Source organism: Acidiphilium sp. C61 (genome assembly GCF_905116885.1).
Lineage (GTDB): Bacteria > Pseudomonadota > Alphaproteobacteria > Acetobacterales > Acetobacteraceae > Acidiphilium.
The window spans coordinates 778,574-803,948 of record NZ_CAJHNI010000005.1 but is presented as its reverse complement, the minus strand read 5'-3'; the positions used below and the strand labels follow the sequence as shown (position 1 = coordinate 803,948).

The following is a 25,375-nucleotide window of genomic DNA, read 5'->3' as shown; positions in this document are numbered from 1 at the left end:
CGGTCTATATTGGGATAAATCAAAATCTCCAGCGTTTATGGAGGTGGCCCTGACCGGCCGCCTTTTTTGTTTTCCGGATGTGCCGAGAGTTTCCCGTGAACGATACCAGACCCAACCATAGTGGCCTCGAGGGCCGGATCGCCGAGCTGATCGCTCCGGGGCTCGAGTCGATCGGCTACGAACTCGTGCGCGTCTCGATCATGGGCAAGCAGACGCCCACCGTGCAGATCATGGCGGACCGCGCCGACCAGACCCCGCTCTCGCTCGATGATTGCGAGCGGATCAGCCATCTGGTCTCGGCGGTTCTCGATGTCGACGATCCGATCAGTTCGGCCTGGACGCTGGAGGTCAGCTCCACCGGGATCGACCGGCCGCTGACCCGGGTGAAGGACTGGAACCGCTATGCCGGGCATCTCGCCCGCATCGATCTCGACGTGCCGACCGCCGCCGGCCGCAAGCGGCTGACCGGCACGGTGCTCGGCGCCGATCTCGCCCATGCGCGGGTGAAGCTCGATTCCGGCGAGACGGTGGAACTGCCGCACGGCGATATCCGCCGCGCCAAGCTCGTGCTGACCGAAGACCTCATCAAGGCGACGGAAACCCCGCCGCCTGCCAACTGACCCACGATCCGTGAACAGAGCGAGATGACCATGGACACCGCCATAGCCCGCCCCGAACTTCTGCTCGTCGCCGACGCGGTTGCCCGCGAAAAGCAGATCGACCGCGAAGAAGTGCTCGAGGCGATGGAACAGGCCATCCAGAAGGCTGGCCGGGCCAAATATGGCCACGAGAAGGACATCAGGGCGACGATCGACCGCAAGACCGGCGATGTGCGCCTCTCGCGCTGGACCGAGGCGGTCGAGACCGTGGAGAACGAGGAAACCCAGATCCCGATCCACATCGCGCGGAAGTTCAAGCCCGAGATCGAGGTGGGCGGCTTCCTGGTTGATCCGCTGCCGCCGATCGATTTCGGCCGCATCGCGGCGCAGACTGCGAAGCAGGTGATCGTCCAGCGCGTGCGCGAATACGAGCGCAAGCGGCAGTTCGAGGAATACAAGGATCGTGTCGGCGAGATCATCACCGGCGTGGTCAAGCGCACCGAATACGGTAACCTCATGGTCGATCTCGGCCGCTCGGAGGCACTGTTGCGGCGCGACGAGACGATCCCGCGCGAGAACCTGCACAATGGCGACCGGGTGCGCGCCTTCATCTATGATGTGCGCGAGGAACCGCGCGGGCCGCAGATCTTTCTCTCGCGCACCCATCCCGGCTTCCTCGCCAAGCTGTTCGCGCAGGAAGTGCCGGAAATCTACGAGGGGATTATCGAGATCAAGGCGGTCTCGCGCGATCCCGGCTCGCGCGCGAAGATGGCGGTGATCAGCCGCGATACCTCGATCGATCCGGTCGGCGCCTGCGTCGGCATGCGCGGCTCGCGCGTGCAGGCGGTGGTGGCCGAGCTGCAGGGCGAGAAGATCGACATCATTCCCTGGAGCCCGAATCCGGCGACGTTCGTGGTCAATGCGCTCGCGCCGGCGGAAGTGTCCAAGGTCGTGCTCGACGAGGAGGCCGGCAAGGTCGAGGTCGTGGTGCCCGACACCCAGCTGAGCCTCGCGATCGGCCGCCGCGGCCAGAATGTCCGCCTCGCCAGCCAGCTCACCCGCTGGGACATCGATATCCTGACCGAGGCTGAGGAAAGCGAGCGCCGGCAGGAAGAGTTCCGCCGCCGGTCCGGCCAGTTCGTCGAGGCGCTCGATGTCGATGACGTGATCGCCGGCCTGCTGGTGACCGAGGGCTTCGAGGGGGTGGACGATCTTGCGGCGACGCCGATCGAGGAGCTTGCCTCCATCGAAGGGTTCGACGAGGGTATCGCTGCCGAATTGCAGCGCCGTGCCGAGGCCGCACTCGAGCGCAAGGCGAACGAACTCGAGGATCGTCGCCGTGCCCTCGGCGTTGCCGACGACCTCGCCGGGATGGAGGGGCTGACCGCACAGATGCTGGTGGCGCTCGGCGAGAAGGGGGTGAAGACGCTGGACGATCTGGCCGATCTTGCCTCCGACGAACTGATCGAGATCGTTGGTGCCGAGGCGATGGACGAGGATGCGGCGAACGCGGTCATCATGGCAGCGCGCGCCCACTGGTTCGAGGGAGAGCAGGACGCTGGCTGACCCCGACACACTGGCCGGGCTTGCGGAGGACGACGACGCGACCGAGGACGGGCCGCTGCGCCGCTGCCTCGTGACGCGCGTGCGCCTGAAGCGGGAGACAATGCTGCGATTCGTCGCGGCGCCGGAGACGGTGTCGCCGGAGTCGCTGGTTTTCGACGCCGCTGCAACCCTGCCCGGTCGCGGGCTGTGGTTGAGTGCGCGTCGGGATGTGATAGAGAGGGCGGTGAAGACCAACGCATTCTCCCGCGCGGCGGGGCGGCGTCTGGTGGCACCGTCTGGCTTGGCGGAACTCGTGGCCAGCACGCTCGAACAGCGGATTGCCGAACGTCTCGGGCTGGCGCGCCGCGCCGGCCAGGCCGTGTGCGGTTTCGAGAAGGCGAAGGAAAGAATTGCCTCCGGGCAGTGCGCCCTGCTGGTCGAGGCGTCCGATGGCAGCCTCGCGGAGCAGGAACGGCTTGTCCAGCGCCGCGAAACCAGGGTTGTGCGGCCGCTGAACGCAGCGCGGCTCGGGGCGGTGTTCGGGCGGGAACGCTCGGTGCATGTGGCCATCGGCCCAGGACGGCTCGCCGTCCAGATCGAGGCCGACTCCGTCCGCCTGGCGGGGGTGACCGACACCGAACCTGCGTCCTTGCGATTGCAAGCGCCGCAGGGAGCGGGCAGAGAGAAAGACGACCGGGGCGAACGGCAGATCTGACCGCCCGCCGACAAGATGATGACGACGACACTACACTGATTACGGACCGGATTGAATGAGCGACGAGCAGGATCAAGGCGAAACCAAAGGGCGGCTCTCGCTGCGCCCGGTAAACCGGGGCGAGCTGGGGCGGACGGTCGATGCCGGTTCCGTGCGCCAGAGCTTCAGCCATGGACGATCCAAGGTCGTCCAGGTCGAGGTGCGCAAGAAGCGGGGCGCTGCCGGCGCAGCCGAGCAGGGCCGCCCGTCGGGCCAGCCGCGCTCGGGCGGCGGTGCTGCGGCACCGCGCGCACTGACCGCTGCGGAACAGGCTGCGCGCCAGCGCGCCGTGGTCGAGCAGCAGCGCGAGGCCGCGCGGGCCGAGGCCGAGCGGCGCGAGCAGGAAAAAATCTCGATTCTCTCCGCCGCCGAGGAAGCCCGGCGCAAGGCCGAGGAAGAGGCGCGCGCCGCCGAGGAGTCGGCTCGTCTCCGCGCCGAGGAGGAAGAGGCGAAGCGCCGTGAGCAGGAGGAAGCCGAGCGGCGCAAGGCCGACCAGGCCACCGCCGCTACGACAGCCCCCGCGCCGGAAGCCGCCGCATCTGCACCGCCGGCGACGCCGAGGCCTGCCTCCGCCGCGCCGTCCGCCGCTCGCCCGGGCCCCGCTGCACCGCCGCGCCGCCCGGCATCCGCGCCGCCTGCGGGCGCTGCATCCGAAACCCTTCGCCTGCGCGCCGGCCGTGGCGGGCGCGAGGAGGAAGAGGAAGCACCGCGCCCGGCGCGCCGTCCCGGAGGCAGTGGCCCCGGCAGCGCTGCGCCGAGCCGCAAACCTTCCGCGCCGGCGCCGAAAAAAGCCGTCGACGACCGCCGCCGTGGTGCGCGGATCGACGTCCAGGCCGCGATGTCCGGCGATGACGAGCGCGTTCGCTCGCTCGCCTCGGTCCGCCGCCAGCGCGACCGCGAGCGTCGTCAGGCCGAGCTGGAGCGGCTGCGCTCCGACCAGGTGCGCGTCGTCCGCGAGGTGATCCTGCCGGAGACCATTACCGTGCAGGAACTCGCCAACCGCATGGCCGCGCGCGTTCCCGAGGTGGTGAAGGCGCTGATGAAGCTCGGCGTCATGGCCACCGCGACGCAAACGATCGATGCCGATACCGCCGAGCTGGTGGTCGAGGAATTCGGCCACAAGTCGAAGCGCGTGTCGGAATCCGACGTCGAGCAGGGGCTCGAGGGCGAGGAGGATACCGAGACCGACCTCAAGCCGCGCCCGCCGGTCGTCACCATCATGGGCCATGTCGATCACGGCAAGACCAGCCTGCTCGATGCGCTGCGCTCGACCGATGTCGCGGCCCGCGAGGCCGGCGGCATCACCCAGCATATCGGCGCCTATCAGGTGACGCTCGATTCCGGTGCGAAGATGACCTTCATCGACACGCCAGGCCATGAGGCGTTCACCGCGATGCGCGCCCGCGGCGCGTCGGTCACCGATATCGTCGTGCTGGTCGTTGCCGCCGATGACGGCGTGATGCCGCAGACGGTGGAGGCGATCCGCCACGCCAAGGCGGCCAACGTGCCGATCATCGTTGCCATCAACAAGATGGACAAGGGCGACGCCAACCCGAACCGTGTGCGCAGCGAGCTGCTGCAATACGACATCGCGGTGGAATCAATGGGCGGCGAGACCCAGGATGTCGAGGTTTCGGCACTGAAGAGGCAGGGGCTCGACGCGTTGCAGGAGGCGATCCTGCTGCAGGCCGAGTTGCTGGACATCAAGGCGAACCCGAACCGTACCGCGGAAGGTGCGGTGATCGAATCCAGCCTCGATCGCGGCCGCGGCCCGGTGGCGACGATCCTGGTGCAGAAGGGCACGCTGCGGCAGGGCGACATCATCGTCGCCGGCACCGAGCAGGGCCGTGTGCGCGCGATGATCGACGACCGTGGGCAGACGGTGAAAGAAGCCGGCCCTTCCACGCCGGTCGAGATTCTCGGGCTTTCCGGCGTGCCGGGGGCGGGCGAGGTGTTCGTCGTCGTCGAGGACGAGGGGCGCGCTCGCGAGATCGCCGAGTTCCGTCAGCGCCGGATGCGCGATCATGCCGCCGCCGCCGGCGCCGCGGCGCGCGGAACGCTCGACCAGATGCTCGCCCGCATCCAGGCCGGCGAGCAGAAAGAGGTCGCGCTCGTCATCAAGGCCGATGTGCAGGGCAGCGCCGAGGCGATCCAGGTCACCATGCAGAAACTCGGCAACGAGGAGGTGCGCGTGCGCGTGCTGCTCGCCGGGGTGGGCCAGATCACCGAAAGCGACGTGCAGCTTGCCAAGGCATCGGATGCGATCATCGTCGCGTTCAACGTGCGCGCCAATGCCCAGGCCCGCACTTTGGCCAGCCGCGATGGCGTCGATATCCGCTACTACAGCATCATCTACCAGGTGTCCGACGACATCGAGACGATGGTGAAGGGCAAGCTCGCGCCGATCCAGCGCGAGAAGTTCCTCGGCTACGCCGAAATCCGCCAGGTGTTCAACATCACCAAGGTGGGCAAGGTCGCTGGCTGCTACGTCACCGAGGGGCAGGTCAAGCGCGGTGCCGGCGTTCGCCTGCTGCGCGAGGGCGTGGTCATCCACCAGGGCGATCTGTCGCAGCTCAAGCGGTTCAAGGACGATGTGCGGGAAGTCGCGCGCGGTTATGAATGCGGCCTGTCCTTCGCTGGCTTCTCTGATCTTCGTGAAGGCGACGTGGTCGAATGCTACGAGACCGAAACCGTTCCGGCGTAAAGGGCGGCGCCGAAGGGCCGTCGCAGCGGCAGCGCCGGGTGGCGGAAGATCTCCGTCACCGGCTCGCCGAACTGTTCGCCCGCACCGAGTTCCGCGATCCGGACCTCTTGGGCGTGCATGTCACCGTGGCCGAGGTGCGGATGAGCCCCGATCTGAAGCACGCGACCGTGTTCGTCTCTCGGCTCGGTGCCGCGGATATCGAGCGCTATCTGCCGGCGCTGCGGCGCGTCGGTCCTTATCTGCGCGGCGCGATCGGGCATGGGTTGCGGATGAAATTCGTCCCCGAGTTGCATTTTCAGCCCGATCACGCGCTGGATGAGGCAACGCGGATCAACCGTCTGCTGCACCGGCCGGAAGTTGCCAGAGATCTGCTGAAGCCGGACGAGGAATGACCGAGCGCCTCGCCGCGGATGCGGCCGGGATCGCCCGGGCCGCGGCACTACTTGGTGCCGGCGGGCTCGTCGCCTTTGCGACCGAGACTGTCTATGGTCTGGGTGCGGATGCAACCAACGCCGCAGCGGTCGCCGCGATCTACGAGGCCAAGGGACGGCCGCGCTTCAACCCGCTGATCAGCCACGTGCCCGATGCCGATGCTGCGTTTCGCCACGCGCTGGCGGATTCGCGGGCGGAGCGGGCTGCTGCCGCGTTCTGGCCGGGTCCGCTGACCCTTGTGCTGCCGCGCCGCGACGAGAGCGACATCGCTGCCCTCGCCACCGCCGGGCTCGACAGTCTCGCCGTTCGCGTGCCCGGCCATCCGGTCGCCCGCGCCCTGCTCGCCGCTGTCGGTCGGCCGGTGGCGGCACCCTCGGCCAATTTGTCCGGCAGGCTGAGTCCGACGCGCCCGGCGCATGTCCTCGCCGGGCTGGAGGGGCGGATCGCCGGGATCCTGGAATCCGGCTCCTGTGCGGTTGGGCTCGAATCCACCATCCTCGACCTGACCGGCCCGCACGCCACCATCCTTCGCCCCGGCGGGATTGCCCGCGAGGCAATGGAGGCGGTGATTGGCCCGGTCGATCTCGCGGGTGGGAGCGGGGATGACGTGAAGGCGCCGGGGATGCTGGCGTCACACTACGCGCCGGTGCTGTCGTTGCGCCTCGGTGCCGCGGCGCCGGAGGCGGACGAGGCCTGGCTCGGTTTCGGCCCGGTGCCGGGTGCCGCCGCGGTGGCGCGCAACCTCTCGCCCGCGGGTGATCTGGTCGAGGCCGCTGCCCGGCTGTTCGACGCGTTGCACGAGCTGGACGATGCGGCCATCGCCGCCGGCCTGGTGCGCATCGCGGTGGCGCCGGTGCCGGCGCGGGGGCTGGGTATTGCGATCAATGACCGTCTGGCGCGCGCCGCCGCGCCGCGGGGCGGTGCCCAGAGCACTTTCCGATAGCACTTTCCGATCCTTTTGAATCGGATGCAGTGCTCTATCATACTGATAAACAGAGCATCTTCACCCGATTACCTGGGGTGATCCGGTCGGATGTCATCGTCGATTCGCCCGAGGCGGATGCCGAGGGCGTCCCAGCTTCGGATGAAGGCGCTGCGCATCGTCTCCGCTGCCGCGGCCCCGGCGGGCTGCAACAACAGGATATCGCCGTCATGCGCCTCGACGTGGTCGTCAGTGAAGCCGGATCGCGGCAGGCCGAGCAGGTCCATCGTCCAGCACCTGGCATAGCGGCAGGATGTGGTGTCGAAGCGGATGGGCTCGACCCGGTATCCGGCCGGCGGCGCGCGCAGCAACGCGGCCAGCCGGTCGTGTGGAGCGGCATCGCCCCCGGAGCCTGCGGGGATTTCGACAAGCAGTTGCCGCAGGCCGGGTCGGTCGCGGTTCTGCGCGAGGCACGCGGCGGCCTCGCGCAGTTCTGTCGCGGATAGCGGCGGGTCGAGATGGCCGATCCGCGCAATCGCACCCTCGACCGACATGAGGGCCCGACGCCACGCCGTCTCGATTGCCTGGTGATACGCCTCGGCGCAGGCGCGCGGCGCGTGGCGGCGGCGGACATGCTCGCGCGCATCGCGCCCGAGGGCCTGCCGCGCTGCCGGATCGGCGGCGAGGCGCTCGATTGCGGCGACAAGGCTTGCCTGGTCGAACGCATCCGGCAGCTTGACGACGATGTTCTCGTCGAGCTCCGCCATCGCGCCATTGGCGTTGACGATGGTGGCAAGGCCGTTGTTCAGGCAGTCGAGCACCGCGGCGGAAGTTTCCCCGCGCGAGGCCGTGCGCAATTGCACCGCGATGTCGGCGGCGGCGAGATAGTCGCGATACGTCGCGGCGTCGGTCCATCCGGTGATGGCGATGCGCGCAGCTTCGGGGCTGCGGGAGATGCGTTCGAGAAGGGCGGCGGTATAGGCATCGCTGCTTGATTCTCCGACGAAGACGAGCATGGCATCCGGATTCTCGGCCAGGTCGCTGTCGAGCCAGGCGTCGAGCAGGGCGTGGTTCAGCTTGGTTTCCGCGACAATGCCGAAGCTGCAGGTGAGCAGGGCCGTGCCGGGCAGGCCGAGCCGCGCGCGCGCCGCGCTGCGCGGGCGCGGCAATGTGGGTGTGCGCAGCAGCGGGATGACCGACCAGTCCCGCACCATCGCCGCGCCGTGGATGTCCGCGGCGAGCCTGGCCGCGCCGGCGCTGTGGACGATGACGCCCACTGCCTTGTCGAGCGGATCGAGATTGCAGGCATAGGTGTTGATGATCGCTCCGGCATCGCGCGAACCGAGTCCCGCGGCGGCGGCGGCATAGCCGTGGCTGCGATAGAGCGCGCGGGCGAAGTGTCCGGGGCTGTGCCGGCTGTCTTCCATCCACCGCATGACGCCGGAGAGAAAGACGTCGTGCAGCACGACGACGCCGGGCACTTCGGCCAGCAGGTCGAACATGTGTTCGTGGAAGGCCGAGTTGCCGACATGGTATAATACGCGATCGTAGCGGGCGGGGTTATCGCGCAGCTCATCCGGCGTCCGGATCGGAAACAGGGTGCCGAGCCAGGCGGGCAGCACCTCGTCCTGCCGGACGATCAACTCGATCTCGTAGAAGCGGCCGAGTTCGGGCAGGAGTTCGACGCTGTAGTCGCTGATGCCGCTGCGCTCGGGCGGAAGGGGCGAGACATAGGCGAGGCGCGGGCGCGGTGCTGCCGGCGCTGGCTGTGGCGGCTGGCGTTTCAGGGCCGTGAGCGCGTCAAGCGCGCGGCGGGCGGTGGTCTGCCATGAGAACGTTGCCGCCTGGCGCAGGCCGTGCGCGGTGAGGCGGCGGCGGAATGGCTCATCCCCGAGCGCCTGTGCGAGTTTCGCCGCGATCGCGCCGGTATCCATCGGGTCGAACAGCGCCTCGTCGCACCCGACGACCTCGGGCAGGCTCGATGTGTTGCTGGCGATCACCGGCGCGCCGCAGGCCATGGCTTCCAGCGCCGGCAGGCCAAACCCCTCGTGCCAGCTCGGGAATACGAAGAGGGTGCAGGCATGGTAGAGCGCGATCAGCTCGTCTTCCGGGATGAAGCCGGTCAGCACGAGGTCGTGCGGGCCGAGCCCCTCCGCGCGAGCGAGGGTTTGCAGCCGTTCGCGCGCCGCGGCATCGGCGGAGCAGACGATGGCGAGCTGATGCGCGTCGCGCAGGTGCGCCGGCAGCCGGGCGAAGGCGGCGATCATGCGCTCGATGTTCTTCCGGTGATCGATCCCGCCGGTATACATCACGAAGCAATCGCCGAGTCCGTGCCGTGCGCGGACCGCCTGCAACGCGGCTGCCGGCAGGTCCTGGCGGTGGAATGCATCGTCGGCGGCGGCGCCGATCGCTGCGATGCGCGAAGCGGGCAGGCCGAGCATGGTTTCGGCCTCCAGGCAGGTCGAGCCGGAAATGCCGAGTACGAGATCGGCGCGGCGGAGATGCGCGAGCTGCGCCTCGTACCATGCTTCCCATACGGGGCTTGGCGAAAGATAGATCTCCCGGTGGATCAGCGGGATCAGGTCGTAGAGCACTACGGCGGTGGGGATGTCGTGCAGCATGCCGATGCTGGCGACGCTGTCGTCGTTGCTGCCCTCGAACAGGCTGCAGATCAGGACCGCGTCCGGCCGGAGGCTGGCAAGGAAGGCCTCCCTGACGAGTTCAGCCGCCCGTCTGCGGGTGAGGCCGGCCTGATCCGCCGGGCTCAAGTTCCGCGGGCACTTCCAGACCCGAAAGCCACCTGGCGGCAGCAGGCCAGCGAAGCGGCGGCGCAGTGGCGCGAGACTCTCGGGGAAGGCATCGCTGGCGACGATGATGATCTCGTGATCGCCCCGCAGCCGGGCGATCTCCTGCGCCAGGGCGAGGGTATAGCGGCCGATGCCGCGTGTCGCGCTGCCTTTGGTCTGGGCACCCTGAACATCGATGACGAGGCGCATCAGCCCTGCCGGCCGGTGCGGGCGCGCAGCATCTGCAGATACAGCCTTCCGGCGGTGGCGTTGAGGTCCGCGAGGTCGCGCCGATGGGGGATGCGGCCGGCCGCAACCTTGCCGCGGCGTGAGTGGCGATGCAGCCGGGACGCGGTGATTGGCAGTCCGCCGGCGGCACCGGTGAGAAATTGATGCCGAAGCGTGCGCTGCCAGCGGTCGAACCACGGGGCGGCGCGCAGGCAGGCCAGCGCCATTCGCCGCAATCCCTGGCGGGATCGAACGAGATCGGCAAGCCGGTTCAGGCCGCAACCGGCGGCGCGCCGCGCATAGCTCATTCTGTTCATGGGTGAATGACGGCAGTCCCGCGGAAGCCGGTCGATGTGCAATCTGTATTCATCTGTCGGGTTCCTGTGATCTGAACACACGACCGTTAAAATATGAAAATACATAATACAAGTTTGAATATCGGATAAACAAAGAGGAGTTTACATTATATCATCTAAAAATAAGTTGTGTTATGAATAAATTATCTGAAATATATTTGATATTTACTTATTTTATTTATTATTCAGGCGATATAAAAAAATATAAAAAAATCAATTATTGTGAGAGGCGGTAGATGCCGCCGGTTGTCTGGTCTGAGAGCCCGAATCTGAATGGTAGTGTGGCTACCTGTGTCGGGCGATTTTTCGTGTGATCAGGCGGATATGTGCGAGGAAGAGCCATGCGGTGGCGCTGATAACGGTGGCTTCGAAATCCTTTGCGAGGCGCCGGCATCTGCCGAGCCAGGCAAAGGTTCTCTCTACCACCCAACGTCGCGGCAGAAGTTCGAACCCGCTGGCGGCGTCGGAGCGCTTGACGATCTGTATGGTCCATGTGCCGATTTTGGCGAGGCGTCCATTGAGTTTGGGACCGGCATAGCCGCCGTCGGCGAATACGTGCCGCAACCAAGGATACAGGGATTTGACGGATTTGAGCACGTCGGGCGCCCCATCCCGATCCTGAATACCGGCATGATGAACGATCGCACCGACGAGGTGGCCGATTGTATCGGTGACGATGTGGCGCTTGCGTCCCTTGATCTTCTTTCCGGCATCGAACCCGCGCGGCCCGCCAGCCTCGGTGGTCTTGACCGACTGGCTGTCGATCACACCGGCTGTGGGAGACGCCTCTCGTCCGGCTATTTCCCGCGCCTGCATGACCAGGACGTGATTGATGCGATCGAACGTGCCGTCGCGACAGAAGCGGTAGAAATAGCCCTGCACAGTGGTGAACGGCGCGAATTCCTTCGGGATCTGCCGCCACTGGCAACCGGTCGACAGCATGTAGAAGATGGCCTCCACAATCCTTCGCAGTGCCACCGTTCGGGGCCTGCCTCGATGCGGCGGCAAGGGCATGAATGGTTCGATCAAGGCCCATTCGGCGTCGGTGAGGTCGCTTGCGTAGCGCAATCCGGCCCGGCAATATCGTTGCCGAGCGGTTTCAGTCCAAGCCATTGCGAATCCGTCTGTTGTTGCAAACCGGCAGAATCACAACCTACTGAAATCGCTCAACTATCTTTTTCGGTCCGGCTCTGAGTGTGAATTTCGTGGCGCACTTGCCTCCGCGCGGATCGCGGATCGCGCGGAGGCCTGGTGTTGGCTGCCTGAAAGCGGAAGCGTGATTACCAGTCTGCGCCCGATGACGCAGCTTCGGCGTCGCGGGGTTTCATGCCCGCGTAAATCTGGGTTTGCAGCGCGTTGTCGAGATCGGCGATGAAATTTTCACCACCGGAAATGAAGTGATAGCCAACGGAATTGAAGCTGCGGATCTTGTATTTCTCAAGGCCGAGTGTCCGGAGTTTCTTGCGGATACGCGACATCAGATTATCGATGCTGCGATCATTATAGCCGACGGCGCGCCCCTTGATGGCAGATGCCATGTCGCTGCGGGACAGGATCTTGTCGGCATTTCTCACGAGCAGGCTGAGCGCCATCAGCTCGTAAGGCGTGAAGACTTCATGCAGCACGGCGCGGTTGCGAATGTTGAGAAACAGGAAATCCGCGATCGCGACGCTCGGTGTTTCGATGTCTCGGGGAGCGTGCCTGTTTTGCCGTTTGACCATGTTGCTGATGCGGATTTCGAGATCATGCATGCCGATCGATGCGTCGAGAACCTCGTCGGCGCCGATCCTGAACAAGGTGACGGCCACGGCCTCGCTGTAATTCTTCACCAGGATAATGATCGGCTTGCGCGTCAGATCGCGAATTTCGGTGATAGTGGCGAGGGAGGAGAAGTTATCCCCCTGCAAAACAAACAAAAATAAATCACAGACAAAGATATTGTCACGTATTTCCTTTAATATGTCATTCTTGATTTTGTAATAATATACATTGAATATATTTTCAGGAAATTCAATATGAACGTCGTCAGATTCACAGAAAACGGGTAAATTGAATTTCTTTATATCGATTTCGATATCAAATTTGCCGTTCTGGGAGAGCGAGTTCATCAGGGCACCCTTATCATTACGTAATTAGAATTATCTGGTTCATTCCGATTTCGATAATTCATTTTGTTTTAGATAAACGAATACTCTAGATAAACAAGAGATATGATAGTTTGAATCTGTAAGAAGAAAAATATTAAGAAAGAAAATATTGTAATCGAAAATTTACATTTACGCCATCAATTTACTTTTCGGGAAACGGTCCATGGATATTTTTTATTTTATTTAAGGAATAAAAATATTCAACATTTTCATGCATATAGAAAATTTGGCGCGAAAAAGGGATCTGAACCCGCATTGGACTCACCGCGATTGCGGTGGCGGACATAACAGCCGGCGTCTCCGCGCAGGACGTGATATGCGATTTTTGAAATCCTGGGTGGCGCGACAACGTGTGCCACAAACACTCACAATACAGTGAGTGTAAATATAATAGTGATACTGACGCATATCTACTGCGCGATGCTCTTGAGCGCCGCCCGGCAACGTCACGGCCCTATTTGCGGGAGTATGTCGCCGGCTGCGGACACTGCAACCGACCTCCGCGATGGAGATCGGCCCAAGGCGACGGCCGGGCCGCTTCTGGCCCGGGGCGCGAACTCTTATTTCGTGACGTTGGTAACCGCCGTGAAGGGGATCGCGACGTTGCCGAGTTGCAGCGAAACGCTGTTGGTGCTGCTCGTCACCCCGGTGGCGGTCCCGGTGATGGTGAAGGGGAGGGTGGTGGTGGCGCCATTTGCCCCGCCTTCGACCACGGCGACGTTATAGGCGCCGTCCGGCATCTGCGTGCCGGATGCATCCTTGCCGTTCCAGGTCCAGGAGTTGCTGCCGGCGGTGGCGTTGATCGCGCTGTCGAGAATCTGCTGGCCGGCGCTGTTGTATACCGCGATCGCCACCGGGCCGGATGTCGGTGCGTTGAAATTGAGCGTCCCCGTGCCGTTCTGCAGCGGCAGCTGGCTCGATGTCGCGGTGACCTTGCTGCCGAGCATCGCGCTCGCCTGGGTGAGGTCGCCCGCCTGGGTCAGTTGCAGCAGCTGGGTCAGGCTCTGGTTGGTGTTGATCTGCTGCTCCACCTGCGAGAACTGGACGAGCTCGGAGGTGAACTGGCTCGAGCTGACCGGGTTGGTCGGGTCCTGGTTGCGCAGCTGCGTGGTCAGCATGGTCAGGAAGTTGTTGTAGTTCGAGGAGAGCGAGCTCAGGGCGTTCGCCGTCGAGCTGCCGCCCGTGCTGGAGGAGCTGGCGGTGCCGCTGGTGCTCGAGGTGGAGCTCGCGCCGCCGATGCCGGCAGCAGCGGTGTTGGCGGCGGCCGTCAGCTGGCTCTGCTGGTAGGCGACTGAGGCGACGCTGCTGGTCATCGTGGGCTCCTTTGGAATCGGATTCGGAACGGAAGGTAGGGCATATCGTCAGGCCATGACATTCACGCCGAAGCGGCGCAGCGCCACATTTGCCGGCAGGCCGACGGCTTCTGCCACCGAGTTTGTGGCGACGCCGGCGGCAATGGCCGGGGTCCGGTAGACGGGGTCGGCGTTCCGGGCCGAGCCCCCGCCCGAGCCTCCCTGCGGCGTGCCGCCGGAAAATCCGAAGCCGCCCCCGAGATTGCCCCCGAGATTGCCTCCGAAGCCGCCGGTGAAGCTGTTGCCGGCCTGCGGCTGGCTCGCGGCGCCGGGCCGCGGCTCGATCAGGTTGAAGCTGATGCTCCGGTTGGCAGCCGGCAAACCGGCCTGCGTCAGAACCTGATCGAGAGTCGAGTGGTCGTTCCGCAGGTCGAGCAGGGTATCGGGATGGCTGGCGCCGATGGTGACCGATGAGCTGCCATCGGCGTGACGGTCGATCTGCAGCGTCACGGTGCCGATGGCGGGCGGTGCCAGCGCGATGGTCAGGCGGGTGCCCGATGCCGCGCCGGCGCTGGCGTGAGACCCGTCGAGCTTGCTGACATTGACCAGGGCCGCAGAAATCTGGCTCGACGCCGAAGCCGGATTGGCGCTCGTCGCTGCGCCCGCGCCGTTCGCGCTGCCGGCCGGCGCGGAGGTGGCGGCCGATGCGGCAAGCAGGGGCGAGGCGACCACTCCGGGTGACGCAGTCGCGCCGGATTGTCCGGCGGTGCCGGTCGCAACTGGTGCTGAGGCCGTGTTGCCCGTCGCCGTGGATGATGGTTTCGCACTGGCCGGATCCGCGTGCCCGGACTTGGCGGTGGCGAGCGCTGCATGAAACCGCGCCACGGCCTCATGCGCCAGGGCGGCTTCGGCGGGTGTCGGTGCGGTTGACGCTGCTGCAGCGGAGGAGGAGACGGCGGAAGTGGTTCCGGCGGCGGACGCGCTGCCAGCGGCCGCGGTCGGGGGGCTGTTGGCAGAAATCTTCCTGGTCACCGCCGGCGCGGTTTGGGTGTCAGTGGATGGGGCGGGTGGCTGGCTGCCGGCGGGCAGATGCGCCGCCGCGGCCATGATCGAGATGACGGGTCCCGCCGGCGGTTGCGGCGTCGTCGTTTGTGCAGTTGGCGCCACGCTCGCCGTAGTGGCGCCAGAGGCTGTTGCCGTGCCCGTCGCCGTGCCGTTGTGGTCAGTCTTGTGTGATGCGTCCTTCGTCTGTCCGGCGTTGGCGCCTGACGGTGTCCCAGCTGCTTGCATGGTCGGCAGGGCGGCGTCGGGATCGGCTGTCGCGATCTGCACCCCGACGCCCGCGGTGCCACTTTCTTGATGAGCGCCAGTATTTCCGGCCGTCTTGGCTTTGGTGCCTGCTCCCGCTTCGGACGCAGTCTCGGCCGTGCTGCCGGCGGCAGTGGCTGTCGTGTCGCCGGATCCTTTGGTGGCCCCGGCCAGTGCGGCGCCGAAGGAGGGAGCATGACCGCCGCCTGCCGCCGTCCTGGAATCGGTCTGCTTATTCGCCGCCGCCGATGCCCTCGATGCCATAGTTGAGCTGGTCTGGCTGCAGGCGACGTTGCTCCCAGAACTTCCGGCGCCTGCATCCGTGGAGGAGGGCGAGGAGTTCGCGCTGCCCTGCGCCGGCGGCGCGGCGGGTAGGCTGGGTGTGGCGAGGATGACGGTTCCGGAGGTCATGTACGGGGATAAGCAAAAGTCTTGCCAAGACCGCTCCGACAGAAACGCAAGGATATGTCCGTCCGGTCAGGCAGCAGGGCGGCAAAATCTGCCGGGTTCGACCGAAGTGGCCGGCTGTTTCTGCCGGGTCGAACCTGCCGGGCCGGGTGGATAAGGCGGCTTGGCTTGCGTCCGCCCGTTGGCATGGTTCGTGCAGCGAGGCGAACGTGCGTTTCCCACCGTCGCCCAGGCGAAGCTGGCGGCGCCGCGGATGAGCCGTCAACCATTTGGAGCTGAGGACAGGATGTCGATTTTCGGTGCTTTGGATACGTCGGTCAGTGGCCTGCAGGCCCAGTCGGCCGCCTTCACCAATATCAGCGACAATATCGCGAACGCGCAGACGACCGGTTACAAGGGCGTCAACACCCATTTCATCAATTATCTTGTCCAGAGTACTGCGACCAGCAACGGCCCTGACTCGGTGGTGGCCAACCCGGATTATACCAATACGGTCGAGGGGACGATCACCCAGTCGAGCAATCCGCTTGCCATGGCGATCAACGGCAACGGATATTTCACCGTATCGATGCCGGCCGGCACCAACACTGTTGGTGGCAAGACGACCCAGACGTTCAACGCTCAGCAATATTATACCCGTGCGGGCGACTTCAAGCTGAACGCCTCCGGGTATCTGGTGAACGGCTCCGGCGCCTATCTCGATGGCTGGGCGGCCAACCCTACGACGGGAACCATCAACACCTCGGCGCTCGCGCCGATCCAGGTCTCCCAGGGCGCTTCGCCGCCGGTCCCGACCTCGAATGTGACGATTTCAGCAACATTGCCGACCACGCCGACGACGACGCCGGTGACCACCCAGGTGGACACCTATGACTCTCTGGGCAACCTCCAGCAACTCGATCTCCAGTTCAGCTCTCCAACGTCCATCGCGGGCGGTCAGACGCAGTGGACGCTGACGGCTTCGTCCCCGAATGATACGAGCAATGCTGGAAAACCCACCAATTTCACGGCGAATGTCGTGTTCAATTCGAACGGGACGCTGAGCTCCATCACGCCGGCCACCGGATCGAGTGCAACTGCGACGGGCGGCCAATTGCAGATTTCGCCGACATTCAATGGCGCTACCCAGAACATCACTCTTGATTTTGGTAGTCCTAATAGCACCACCGGGTTGACCCAGTATGCGGGCACGACGCTGAACCTGCAGGGTGTTACCCAGAACGGGTCGCCCTCCGGCGATTTCAGCAATTTGTCGATCGATACCCAGGGCAACATTACCGCGAACTATACCAATGGGTTTTCCAAACTCGTGGCGCAGGTGCCGCTTGCATCGTTCGCATCGCCGGATGCGCTGCAGAACCAGAGCGCCCAGCTCGAAACCGCTAGCCAGGCGTCGGGTGCTGCGACGATCAACGCGGTTGGTGGCAGCGGCGGGTCGCTCGTGACGGGTTCGATCGAGAATTCCAACGTGGATATCGCGACGCAATTCACCGACCTGATCAATGCCCAGCAAGCCTATACCGCCAATACGAAAGTCGTCACGGCGGCACAGCAGATTCTCCAGACAACGGTCAACATGGTTCAGTAACCGTTTACCCTTCCGTAATCTTTTTACCGGATAACAAGATATTATGAGCATCGGAACCGGACTCGCGATCGCCAGCAGCGGGCTGAGTGCCATCGACCAGCAGATGGCCGTCGTGTCGCAGAACGTGGCGAACGCCACGACGCCTGGCTATTCGGTTGAGACGGTCAGTCTTTCGGCCGAAACCGCCGGCGGTCAAGGCTCCGGCGTGATCGCCGGGCCGGCGACGCGGCAGCTCAACGCCAGCATACAGGCTCAGGTCAATCAGTCGCTGGCGCAGAATTCCTATCAGGGCATCGTCTCCTCGACCCTGTCCGGGATCGACCAGGTGATGGGGACGCCCGGCCAGAACAACGACCTGCCCAGCCTGGTGGCCAATCTGCAATCCGGTTTCCAGACGTTGCTAACAGATCCCTCCAGCACGGTCCAGCAGCTTTCCGTCGTCAACTCGGCCCAGTCTCTGACAAGCCAGATCAACACGATTGCCAACACTGTCCAGTCGGCCGTGCAGTCGACTGGCAACACTGTTGCGGCGGACGTCAAGAAGCTGAATACCACGCTGGCCACGATCGGCTCGCTGAATGCGCAGATCATCAATCTCGGGCAGCAGAACAAAAGCACTGCCGACCTGACGAACAAGCGGGATCTGGCTATCCAGACCGTTGCGTCGCTGACCGGTGCGAAGACGATTTCTCAAGCCAACGGGGCGGTTTCGCTGTTTTCACCGAACGGTATCGAACTGCCACTGAACGGTACATCCCAAGTCACTGTTTCATCGACGGCGAGCGGTACCGCATTTTCGGTTGGCGGCACTGCTGTCAGTTTCGGTGGCGAGCTTGGCGGTGCGCAACAGCTAGTCAACACGACGCTACCCCAAATTCAGGGCGGTCTCGACTCATTTTCCCAGGCCCTTTCCGCCCGGTTTGCCAATGCCGGCCTGAGCCTGTTCACGGATCCCTCGGGTGGCGTGCCCTCCAGTTCGACAACAGGGTTTTCCGCGTCCATCACTGTTAACCCTGCCGTTACGGCGAACCCCGCATCGGTGCGCGACGGCACGAATACAGTCACCAGCTCGTCCGGGGCCGTGCTGTTTACGCCAAATCCCCCAAGTGGGCCGGCAGGGTTTACGGGCCTGATCCAGAATGTTCTGGGCTCGGCACTCGGCACGACCACGCTGAGCGGTTCAGTGCAGCCCGCAGCGATCTCGACATATTCCGATGCTTCCGGCACTGCGACTCTCCCCTATTCCGGTTCCGGATCTCTCACGACCGTTGCCTCGAGTTTTACCGCCAACGAAGCAACGCTCAGCAGTTCGGCAAAAACTGCCGCGACGAATGCGAGTGGCCTCGCAACAGCCCTGCAGACGCAGGCGGCATCTACAAGCGGCGTGAATATTGATCAGCAGATGAGTCTGCTTGTCACGCTGCAGAACGCGTATGCGGCGAACGCCAAAACGGTGACGATCGCCCAGCAAATGTGGCAGGCGGTTCAGGCGATGGTCCAATGAGTGCATCCATTTCAGGACTCTCCACGGGTAATTTCGGGCTGATCCAGCAACTCGCAAGTGATTCGAACGTCACCAGCCAGAAGCTTGCCCAGCTGACAATTCAGTCCCAGACCGGATATGTCGCAACAACTTATGCGGGCCTCGAGAGCGCGCAGTCCGGCTCTGCCAGCCCGACGCTCACGCTCAACGCGTCGCTGAATACGCTCAACAACACGATATCAAATCTGAAGGTTGCCCAAGGCCAGATGGGCGTCCAACAGAACGCGATCCAGACGATCAGCGATATCGCGTCCAAGGCGCTGCAACAGTTCCAGAGCGTGAGTTCGCTCACAAGCAGCGCTTTGGATACCGCTGCGGCAACCGCGCGAACGGCGGTCACACAGATCGCCAGCCTGCTCAACAGCCAGGATGGCACACGCTACATATTCGCGGGGCAGGACAGCACGATACCGCCAGTTCCGAACGCGACGAGTTTCACCAGCGCGGCCTTTTACGTCAGCATTCAGAATGCCACGAACAGCCTTTCCGTCTCCGGTGTGTTTGCTGCGGCAACGAGCGCGTCAAACAATCCATTTTCCAGCAGCTTGTCGAGTAATTCAGCAGCTCCGGCTGTGCTTGGCGCCGGCGGGGTACCCATCACCACGGGTATCGTCGCAAGTGGGAACCAGTTCATCGGCCAGTCGACCGGAAGCAATACAACCGGATCCTACGTCAAGGACATTCTCACAACGCTCTCCGCGATAGGAAGTCTGAATTCCAGTCAGATATCCAATCCGAGTTTTACCGGCTTCGCGAGCGCAATATCGTCCAGCCTCGGGAATGCAATCAACACGATGGCGCAGGACGCAGGCGCGCTCGGGAACAACCAGGCGCTGGTGAATACGCAGATCTCTGATCTCCAGAATACCTATACGGCCTTCACGAATCAGGTGGCCGGCTTCGACCAGGTCGATATGGCAAAGACCCTGTCGCAGCTTTCATCAACTCAGACGCAATTGCAGGCGTCCTATCAGCTTATCGCCGCGGTGAAAACGATGAGCCTCACTCAATATATTTGAGGCTGAACTTCATCGAGCGTTAACGAGTGCGGCGTAATATACGTCATCTTCGCAAAATGCGGAACAAAGACTAAATGATAGCCAAGGATACAAAGCATGTCCGGTGTGGTTAGCTCGATTATCACCAACTCCGCCGCTATGGTGGGCGTTGAAACCCTCAACTCGATCAATACGGCGCTGAACAGCGTCCAGAACCAGATCTCGACGGGCTACTCCGTCAGCAGTGCCGTTGACAATGGTGCTGCCTTTGCAGTGGCCCAGTCGGTTCGCACCAATGTCGCGGGTCTCACTGCGGCAAACCAGCAGCTCGGCGATACCCAGGGGCTTCTGTCGACCACCAATACCGCTCTGACCAATATCTCGAACCTGATGCAGAGCATGGATTCGACATTGGTCAATTTGTCGAGCTCTACAATCTCGTCGTCCCAGAGATCACAGTATGCTGCTCAGTTCACCTCGCAGCTGCAGAACCTCCAGTATTTCATCAAGGGCGCAGGGTATAACGGCCAGTCCCTCATCGGCGGAACGAGTTCGGCGCTCAAATCTTCTGCTTCCGGATTTACGAGCGCGGCTCTTCATGTTGCGCTCGACGCCAGCGGGACAACTCTGAAGATCACGTCGACCAGTCTGAGTTCTGTGTATAATGCCCTCAGCACCGTTGGAAAGTCGCTCGGCACATATTCCAGTGTCGCCGCGTTCATAACCTCGGGCGGGAAATTCAGCTCGCAGGTTGCATCGGTCGGCTCGTATCTGAACACTTATGGTAATCTGACAAATCAGATCAACGAGCAGATTACATACAACCAAAATAAAATGGACGCCCTGAGCAACGGTCTCGGCGCCCTTGTTGACGCCAACATGGCAGCTGAATCGGCTAAACTTCAGTCGCTGCAGATTCAACAGCAGTTGGCCACTTCGGCACTTTCTATTGCCAACCAGCAGCCGTCCATCCTCACGAAGCTGATCTAATGATCGGCTCGGATCCGGTCTGTCTCAGTGACAGGCCGGATCTGCCTGCCGCCTTATAAAGGATACTCGAATGTCGGTTCTGGTGCTGGAGCTTCGCCAAGGCGATATAATGGTTCTAAATGGTGCACCGATCCGCTTCCGCACAAAATCGCGGATAGAGCTTACCGCGAAGGCTCGATTCATGTTTGGCAAGCAAATATTGCGTCCAGACGAAGTGAATACGCCTGCGAAGCAGATCTATTTTACTCTTCAGACTGCATACATAGGCACGAATGAAGAAAGAGATGCGGCGTTAATCAGGGCCCGCGAACTCATTGAGCAATTTAAGCAAGCAACAACCTCTGTACTAGCACGGGAGATACTCGACCGAGCACTGGAATGTGCAAAGGCCGATGATTGTTACGAAGCGCTCAAGCTCTCCCGTCGGATTATGCGTCACGAAGCAGCTGTTCTCGAATCCAGACAGTAAATCTCCTAGTCTGTGATCAAAAAGGATCATAAATGTCGTATCAAGCAAAAGCACTTAAAGCTTACGAAAATGCAAATAATCTCAGAGACCAGAGACAGCAAGACGCAGAGGTGTTTCGTAGTGTTAGTGTAATGCTACGTACTGCGGATAATGAACTTGAGCGTGTTAAGGCCATCGCGACGGCAAGGCGGGTTTGGCAAACAGTGCTCGCTACTAACTTAGATCCACTCAACCCCTTGCCTGAACCATTGCGTATACAGATTGTTTCTGTAGCAAATACCGTTCTCCGGACCATGGACGCTGAGACAATAGACTTAGATTTTGTTGCGACAATTTGTGATAATTTTTCGAACGGTCTAAGCGGAAAAGTGTGAAGTAAATTTCTGGAGCTCACTGTGTCTGTATCTCTTTCCTCCAACATAAATCTTCTATTTTCGGCGTCTAATGTTGGTTCCTCATCCAGCATAACGTCGCTACTGGAGGCAAGTTATGGAGGAGGGGCAGGTTCAACCGTATTTAGCTCCCAGAATCCAATTCTTTCTCTAGAAATTGCCCAGCGTAATGAGACGAAGGATATCCAGGCGCAGGCTAAGGCGCCTCAAGTGCAGAGAGATATCGCGGCATTTACGAAGGCTGTTAATTCGGCCAAGTCAGCGAAAGACCTTTTGTCAAATCCAACAGTTCTTAAAGTTCTGTTGACGGCAAATGGTTTGGGCTCCGAAGCGAGCTTTCCCGCCCTGGCACAGAAAGCCTTACTGTCAAACACGAAAGACCCGAATGGTCTTGCTAATCAACTTGCTTCAACAAATACTCAATGGTTGGCAACCGCTCAGTTGTATCAATTTTATTCACAAGGCCTGTCGGTAATAAAAAAACAATCTACAATATCAACTTTAACGAATGCGTATGCCGAAGTATTATGGCGTCAGTCACTTGATAAACAGACGCCAGGGTTATCAAATGCGCTTTATTTCATACAAAATGCTTCAAAATTTACGAATGCGACGCAAATTTTGGGTGATGCAATCATGCGGTCCGTCGTTACGACTGCGCTAGGGTTGCCCCAACAGATCGCATTTCAGCCATTAACGGCACAAGAGCAAGCAATTAACAGCCGCCTTGATATAGCAAAATTTCAAGATAAAAATTTTGTGCAATCTTTCACAGATCGATTCCTCGCCGTGAACCAGGCAAGTCAGAATAGCATTGGAGGAGGATCGGCTAGTCTAATATCCCTCGCTGTTCAAGCCAACTCTCTAATTGCGTAAATGTGACTAGAAGAGTTTTCAGTTTAACCAAATAATGTTCAAAAGGAACAGAAAGTGAAAGAGTCAAAAAAAAGTACTGATGTCCAACAGAAGGCTGATCAGCCACAGGTATACGATATTATATTGAATCGTATTAAGCAATTGATTGAGCGTGATCAGATTAATGCGGCTGCACTTTTAATTCCATCTTTACGACGCTATGGTGTTGATGCGGGCGTAATTATAGTATTGGAAGCCATGATTGAGTTCCGGCAGGGCAATCATGATCGTGCCAAGCAAATTGTCGCTGATGCGCTTATCGAGCATCCTGCCAACCCGCTTCTGTTACGAATGAGCTCTGAGATCAGCCTTGGTGAGCACAATTGGGTCGAGGCCGCCAAGGCTGCGGCGGAAGCGGTCGTATTGGATCCAAATGATGCGACCGCTAAATCCATGCTCGGCCGAGCTCTCATTGAGCTTGGCTATAGCGAAGATGGGAATACATGCCTGCGTGAGGCGTTGGCAGAAATGCCTGATAACCTTCAGGTTCTGGGTGCGCTAGCGCGTAATGCACCTGGAGAGGCTGAGGCTGCGATCAAGGCGGCTCTCACTCGGTTGGGGAGTGGTTTTGGGGTAGATCACGCCGAAAAATTAAAGCTGAGCAATATTCTCATTTCGATATTACTCGAGCGGGGTGCATTTGTAGATGCGTCCGCCTGCATCGGTGAGCTTGTTGCTGATGGTATCGCTGACTTGGATACCTGCCTGCTGGCTGTTCACGCCGCAGGGAGTACAGGGAAATGGGACGAGGCTACTGCCTTGTTTAATTCTACTACTCGCAGCTTGCGGCATCATGCCTGATAATAGAATTCTGGAACCATTGAGTTCTGGACATAGTTCGGCGGCGGCTGATCTAGTCGCCGAAGCGATTATTGCTGAGCGAGATGGTTCGCGGGCATTGGCGACATCGCTTTTGAGCAGGGCCATGAGCTTGGCTCCTGATTGGGATGAGCCACTGATTAGGATGGCCCAATGTCGGCGCGCCGAACACAAAATGAAGGAAGCGAGGGCACTTTATCGCAAAGCGACATCTCTTCCTCGGTGTCGGGTGGAATGTTTCATTAGTGCGGGAGTTCTGGCATTACAGGATAACGAACCTCACGAGGCCTTTGACTACCTTTCGAGAGCCACGGACATGGAGCCAACGAACCATGAAGCCTGGCATGCGCTTGCTTTTGCTTCGATGGAAATGGAGCTCCCTGGGCTAGCCTGCCACGCCATCACGGTCGCGGGGCGTCTGGCACCCCATCGTCTTCCTTACGCTCTCATGCACCGTGATCTTACGGCCGCCGTGGGTGGAGAGTTTCAGGTGGCTATTGAGAGCCCGCCTTGGACACCCGCAGTAGAACTTGCTTGTGAGGCAAAAATTGCGCGCCAGGCGGGCTATCTCCAGGAGGCTATTGCGCTTGCAGAAACTGCGCTGGAACTCCAGCCGAACGATGTCGACATATTACAACTTATGGCGAGCTTGAGAGATGCGAATCTCGAGCCAGAAATTTCCGAGAAGCTGCTACGTGATGCTTTTCAGCAAAGACAGAATGATGTTGATATAAGGAACGATCTCGCGGTAGCTCTTGAACGTCAATATAAATATGGAGAGGCAATGATATTATTGGAGGATGCTGTTATTTCTCCAGTGAAATCTCCTATGATTTTATTAAATCGTGCCATTATTAAAGCGTCGGCCGGCGAGATTTCTGGATCGATGGCAGATGTACAGCTCGCGAGTCCATATGCTCCGGCGGAATTGTTGGCTCTTACTGAGTGCTCCCTGCTCCCCTATCAGGAAGGAACCACCGCAGAAATTATGCTTGCGGCAATGAAGCGTCTTGCCTCGAGTACACCGGAAGATTGCCCTCCGCTAACAAAGATTAATAATTTTGATCCCGACCGAATTTTGCGTGTCGGTTTGCTCTCGCACACTCTCAAGCGGCACCCTGTCGGTTGGTTGACATGCGCTGGCTTCGAACAACTCGATAGAGAGAAATTCAAGCTCCAGTGCTTTGGCCATTATGTTGAACATGATCCGTTTGCTGTACGATTTAATCGTTTGGCAGAAAAATGGCATGAATGTGCGGGCAAAAATCTGCTAGAAATTGGTGAGCTTATTGCTGAAAATGAAGTAGATATCTTAATTGACTTGAGCGGTATTGGAGATAGCGGACTGTTGGGTGCACTCGCCTATCGGCCTGCTCCAGTTCAAGTTAAGTGGGTTGGGACTCAAGCAGCAACCACGGGAATGCGGCGCGTGGATTGGATCATTACGGATCGCTGGGAGACGCCGGACGGCTATGAACGCTTTTACACAGAGCGGTTGTTACGTCTCCCGGATGGTTATGTATGTTACTCTCCACCTGTCAGTCCGCCTTCTGTAACGTCGTTGCCTGCACTCGGAAATGGGTTTGTTACTTTTGGTTGTTTCAATAATCTTACAAAAATTACTGATGAAACTCTTGGCCTTTGGGGACGCATACTGTCGCGCGTGCAAAACGCAAGATTGGTCTTGCGGTGCCCACAGTTTTCGGAGGTTATGATCCCTCCACGCTTCCGAGAACGTGCAGCTTTGTACGGAATTGATGTCGAGCGCTTGGAATTGCGCGGCCGTGCCGCGCACCACCAATTTATTTCAGGTTATCAGGATGTGGACATTGCCTTGGATCCGGTGCCCTATTCTGGTGGCTTAACTACGTGCGAATCGTTGTTCATGGGTGTCCCTGTTGTTACATTAGCTGGAGAATTTTTCGCAGCACGGCACTCGGTCAGCCATTTGTGTAATGTCGGACTTTCAGATTGCGTGACGAATAGCGTTGAAGCTTATGTTGATCGTGCAGTCTCCATTGCTTCCGATCTGAAGGCGTTGGCTATTCTCCGTGCCGGCCTCCGGCAGCAGGTTCTGGAGAGTCCGCTTTGTGACGCCCCCCGTTTTGGTCGGAACCTTGGAAATGCTCTGCGTGATGTCTGGAGAGAATATTGCCAGAGCCACGGAGGTGCTTGAATAT

Annotated in this window: 21 protein-coding genes; 15 read left to right on the top strand and 6 right to left on the bottom strand. The window is 60.9% G+C overall.

Annotation, left to right across the window (positions count from 1 at the left end; all coding sequences use genetic code 11):
* Positions 1–95 precede the first annotated feature (95 nt).
* From rimP to HUW10_RS06600, 6 genes are read left to right on the top strand one after another with little or no spacing between them, the layout of a single operon-like run.
* A complete protein-coding gene (gene rimP, locus HUW10_RS06625) occupies positions 96–620 on the top strand; it encodes a ribosome maturation factor RimP (RefSeq protein ID WP_174502773.1) in 525 nt (174 codons plus the stop codon).
* A 30-nt stretch (positions 621–650) separates the two neighbouring features.
* Positions 651–2,165, top strand: coding sequence for a transcription termination factor NusA (gene nusA / locus HUW10_RS06620; protein WP_174502772.1), 1,515 nt, complete (start codon positions 651–653; stop codon positions 2,163–2,165).
* Positions 2,098–2,859 (top strand): DUF448 domain-containing protein, encoded by a 762-nt coding sequence (locus HUW10_RS06615; protein WP_174502771.1) that lies wholly within the window; start codon positions 2,098–2,100, stop codon positions 2,857–2,859. Before nusA ends, HUW10_RS06615 begins: the two co-directional genes overlap by 68 nt.
* A 55-nt stretch (positions 2,860–2,914) precedes the next feature.
* Positions 2,915–5,602, top strand: coding sequence for a translation initiation factor IF-2 (gene infB, locus HUW10_RS06610; RefSeq protein WP_174502770.1), 2,688 nt, complete (start codon positions 2,915–2,917; stop codon positions 5,600–5,602).
* Positions 5,572–5,994: a 30S ribosome-binding factor RbfA gene (rbfA, locus tag HUW10_RS06605; RefSeq protein ID WP_174502769.1), complete on the top strand. Its 423-nt coding sequence runs from the start codon at positions 5,572–5,574 to the stop codon at positions 5,992–5,994. The genes infB and rbfA overlap by 31 nt, the downstream gene beginning before the upstream one ends.
* The gene (locus HUW10_RS06600; protein WP_174502768.1) at positions 5,991–6,977 is read left to right on the top strand and encodes an L-threonylcarbamoyladenylate synthase; all 987 of its coding nucleotides are present in this window, start codon (positions 5,991–5,993) and stop codon (positions 6,975–6,977) included. Before rbfA ends, HUW10_RS06600 begins: the two co-directional genes overlap by 4 nt.
* A 68-nt stretch (positions 6,978–7,045) precedes the next feature.
* Here HUW10_RS06600 and HUW10_RS06595 read toward each other — a convergent pair whose 3' ends face one another.
* The 6 genes from HUW10_RS06595 to HUW10_RS06570 form a co-directional block, all read right to left on the bottom strand.
* Positions 7,046–9,952 carry a glycosyltransferase gene (locus tag HUW10_RS06595; RefSeq protein WP_174502767.1) on the bottom strand — a complete coding sequence of 969 codons (2,907 nt, stop codon included), beginning with the start codon at positions 9,950–9,952 and terminating at the stop codon, positions 7,046–7,048.
* Positions 9,952–10,278, bottom strand: coding sequence for a hypothetical protein (locus tag HUW10_RS06590; RefSeq protein ID WP_174502766.1), 327 nt, complete (start codon positions 10,276–10,278; stop codon positions 9,952–9,954). Before HUW10_RS06590 ends, HUW10_RS06595 begins: the two co-directional genes overlap by 1 nt.
* A gap of 333 nt (positions 10,279–10,611) precedes the next feature.
* Positions 10,612–11,439: an IS5 family transposase gene (locus tag HUW10_RS06585; protein ID WP_174502765.1), complete on the bottom strand. Its 828-nt coding sequence runs from the start codon at positions 11,437–11,439 to the stop codon at positions 10,612–10,614.
* A gap of 167 nt (positions 11,440–11,606) precedes the next feature.
* Positions 11,607–12,434, bottom strand: coding sequence for a response regulator transcription factor (locus HUW10_RS06580; RefSeq protein WP_174502764.1), 828 nt, complete (start codon positions 12,432–12,434; stop codon positions 11,607–11,609).
* A gap of 599 nt (positions 12,435–13,033) precedes the next feature.
* A complete protein-coding gene (locus HUW10_RS06575; RefSeq protein WP_174502763.1) occupies positions 13,034–13,786 on the bottom strand; it encodes a flagellar hook assembly protein FlgD in 753 nt (250 codons plus the stop codon).
* A 48-nt stretch (positions 13,787–13,834) separates the two neighbouring features.
* A complete protein-coding gene (locus tag HUW10_RS06570; protein WP_174502762.1) occupies positions 13,835–15,097 on the bottom strand; it encodes a flagellar hook-length control protein FliK in 1,263 nt (420 codons plus the stop codon).
* A 565-nt stretch (positions 15,098–15,662) separates the two neighbouring features.
* On the opposite strand from HUW10_RS06570, the gene flgE reads away from it, so the two are divergent.
* From flgE to HUW10_RS06525, 9 genes are all read left to right on the top strand, one after another.
* Complete coding sequence (gene flgE, locus HUW10_RS06565; protein ID WP_236656257.1) at positions 15,663–17,069, top strand: flagellar hook protein FlgE; 1,407 nt, start codon at positions 15,663–15,665, stop codon at positions 17,067–17,069.
* Positions 17,070–17,112: 43 nt separating this feature from the next.
* On the top strand, positions 17,113–18,573 hold the full coding sequence (gene flgK / locus HUW10_RS06560; protein WP_174502761.1) for a flagellar hook-associated protein FlgK: 1,461 nt from the start codon (positions 17,113–17,115) through the stop codon (positions 18,571–18,573).
* Positions 18,570–19,631, top strand: a complete 1,062-nt coding sequence (locus HUW10_RS06555; RefSeq protein WP_174502760.1) for a flagellin — start codon at positions 18,570–18,572, stop codon at positions 19,629–19,631. The genes flgK and HUW10_RS06555 overlap by 4 nt, the downstream gene beginning before the upstream one ends.
* 96 nt (positions 19,632–19,727) lie before the next feature.
* Positions 19,728–20,600 carry a flagellin gene (locus HUW10_RS06550; protein WP_174502759.1) on the top strand — a complete coding sequence of 291 codons (873 nt, stop codon included), beginning with the start codon at positions 19,728–19,730 and terminating at the stop codon, positions 20,598–20,600.
* A 70-nt stretch (positions 20,601–20,670) separates the two neighbouring features.
* On the top strand, positions 20,671–21,069 hold the full coding sequence (locus HUW10_RS06545) for a flagellar biosynthesis repressor FlbT (RefSeq protein ID WP_174502758.1): 399 nt from the start codon (positions 20,671–20,673) through the stop codon (positions 21,067–21,069).
* 32 nt (positions 21,070–21,101) lie between these two features.
* Positions 21,102–21,443 carry a flagellar biosynthesis regulator FlaF gene (locus HUW10_RS06540; RefSeq protein WP_174502757.1) on the top strand — a complete coding sequence of 114 codons (342 nt, stop codon included), beginning with the start codon at positions 21,102–21,104 and terminating at the stop codon, positions 21,441–21,443.
* 21 nt (positions 21,444–21,464) lie between these two features.
* Complete coding sequence (locus tag HUW10_RS06535; protein WP_174502756.1) at positions 21,465–22,337, top strand: DUF1217 domain-containing protein; 873 nt, start codon at positions 21,465–21,467, stop codon at positions 22,335–22,337.
* 54 nt (positions 22,338–22,391) lie between these two features.
* A complete protein-coding gene (locus HUW10_RS06530; RefSeq protein WP_174502755.1) occupies positions 22,392–23,177 on the top strand; it encodes a M48 family metallopeptidase in 786 nt (261 codons plus the stop codon).
* Positions 23,178–23,511: 334 nt separating this feature from the next.
* Entirely contained in the window at positions 23,512–25,371 is a 1,860-nt protein-coding gene (locus tag HUW10_RS06525; RefSeq protein WP_174502754.1) for a hypothetical protein, read from the top strand.
* Positions 25,372–25,375 lie beyond the last annotated feature (4 nt).

Coding starts and splice junctions, on each gene's coding strand:
- HUW10_RS06585 (WP_174502765.1), bottom strand. CDS start 11,439: ATGGCTTGGACTGAAACCGCTCGGCAACGATATTGCCGGGCCGGATTG.
- HUW10_RS06595 (WP_174502767.1), bottom strand. CDS start 9,952: ATGCGCCTCGTCATCGATGTTCAGGGTGCCCAGACCAAAGGCAGCGCG.
- rbfA (WP_174502769.1), top strand. CDS start 5,572: ATGCTACGAGACCGAAACCGTTCCGGCGTAAAGGGCGGCGCCGAAGGG.
- infB (WP_174502770.1), top strand. CDS start 2,915: ATGAGCGACGAGCAGGATCAAGGCGAAACCAAAGGGCGGCTCTCGCTG.
- HUW10_RS06525 (WP_174502754.1), top strand. CDS start 23,512: ATGGAGCCAACGAACCATGAAGCCTGGCATGCGCTTGCTTTTGCTTCG.
- flgK (WP_174502761.1), top strand. CDS start 17,113: ATGAGCATCGGAACCGGACTCGCGATCGCCAGCAGCGGGCTGAGTGCC.
- HUW10_RS06550 (WP_174502759.1), top strand. CDS start 19,728: ATGTCCGGTGTGGTTAGCTCGATTATCACCAACTCCGCCGCTATGGTG.
- HUW10_RS06615 (WP_174502771.1), top strand. CDS start 2,098: ATGCGGCGAACGCGGTCATCATGGCAGCGCGCGCCCACTGGTTCGAGG.
- nusA (WP_174502772.1), top strand. CDS start 651: ATGGACACCGCCATAGCCCGCCCCGAACTTCTGCTCGTCGCCGACGCG.
- HUW10_RS06555 (WP_174502760.1), top strand. CDS start 18,570: ATGAGTGCATCCATTTCAGGACTCTCCACGGGTAATTTCGGGCTGATC.
- HUW10_RS06540 (WP_174502757.1), top strand. CDS start 21,102: ATGTCGTATCAAGCAAAAGCACTTAAAGCTTACGAAAATGCAAATAAT.
- HUW10_RS06545 (WP_174502758.1), top strand. CDS start 20,671: ATGTCGGTTCTGGTGCTGGAGCTTCGCCAAGGCGATATAATGGTTCTA.
- HUW10_RS06600 (WP_174502768.1), top strand. CDS start 5,991: ATGACCGAGCGCCTCGCCGCGGATGCGGCCGGGATCGCCCGGGCCGCG.
- HUW10_RS06575 (WP_174502763.1), bottom strand. CDS start 13,786: ATGACCAGCAGCGTCGCCTCAGTCGCCTACCAGCAGAGCCAGCTGACG.
- HUW10_RS06580 (WP_174502764.1), bottom strand. CDS start 12,434: ATGAACTCGCTCTCCCAGAACGGCAAATTTGATATCGAAATCGATATA.
- HUW10_RS06590 (WP_174502766.1), bottom strand. CDS start 10,278: ATGAGCTATGCGCGGCGCGCCGCCGGTTGCGGCCTGAACCGGCTTGCC.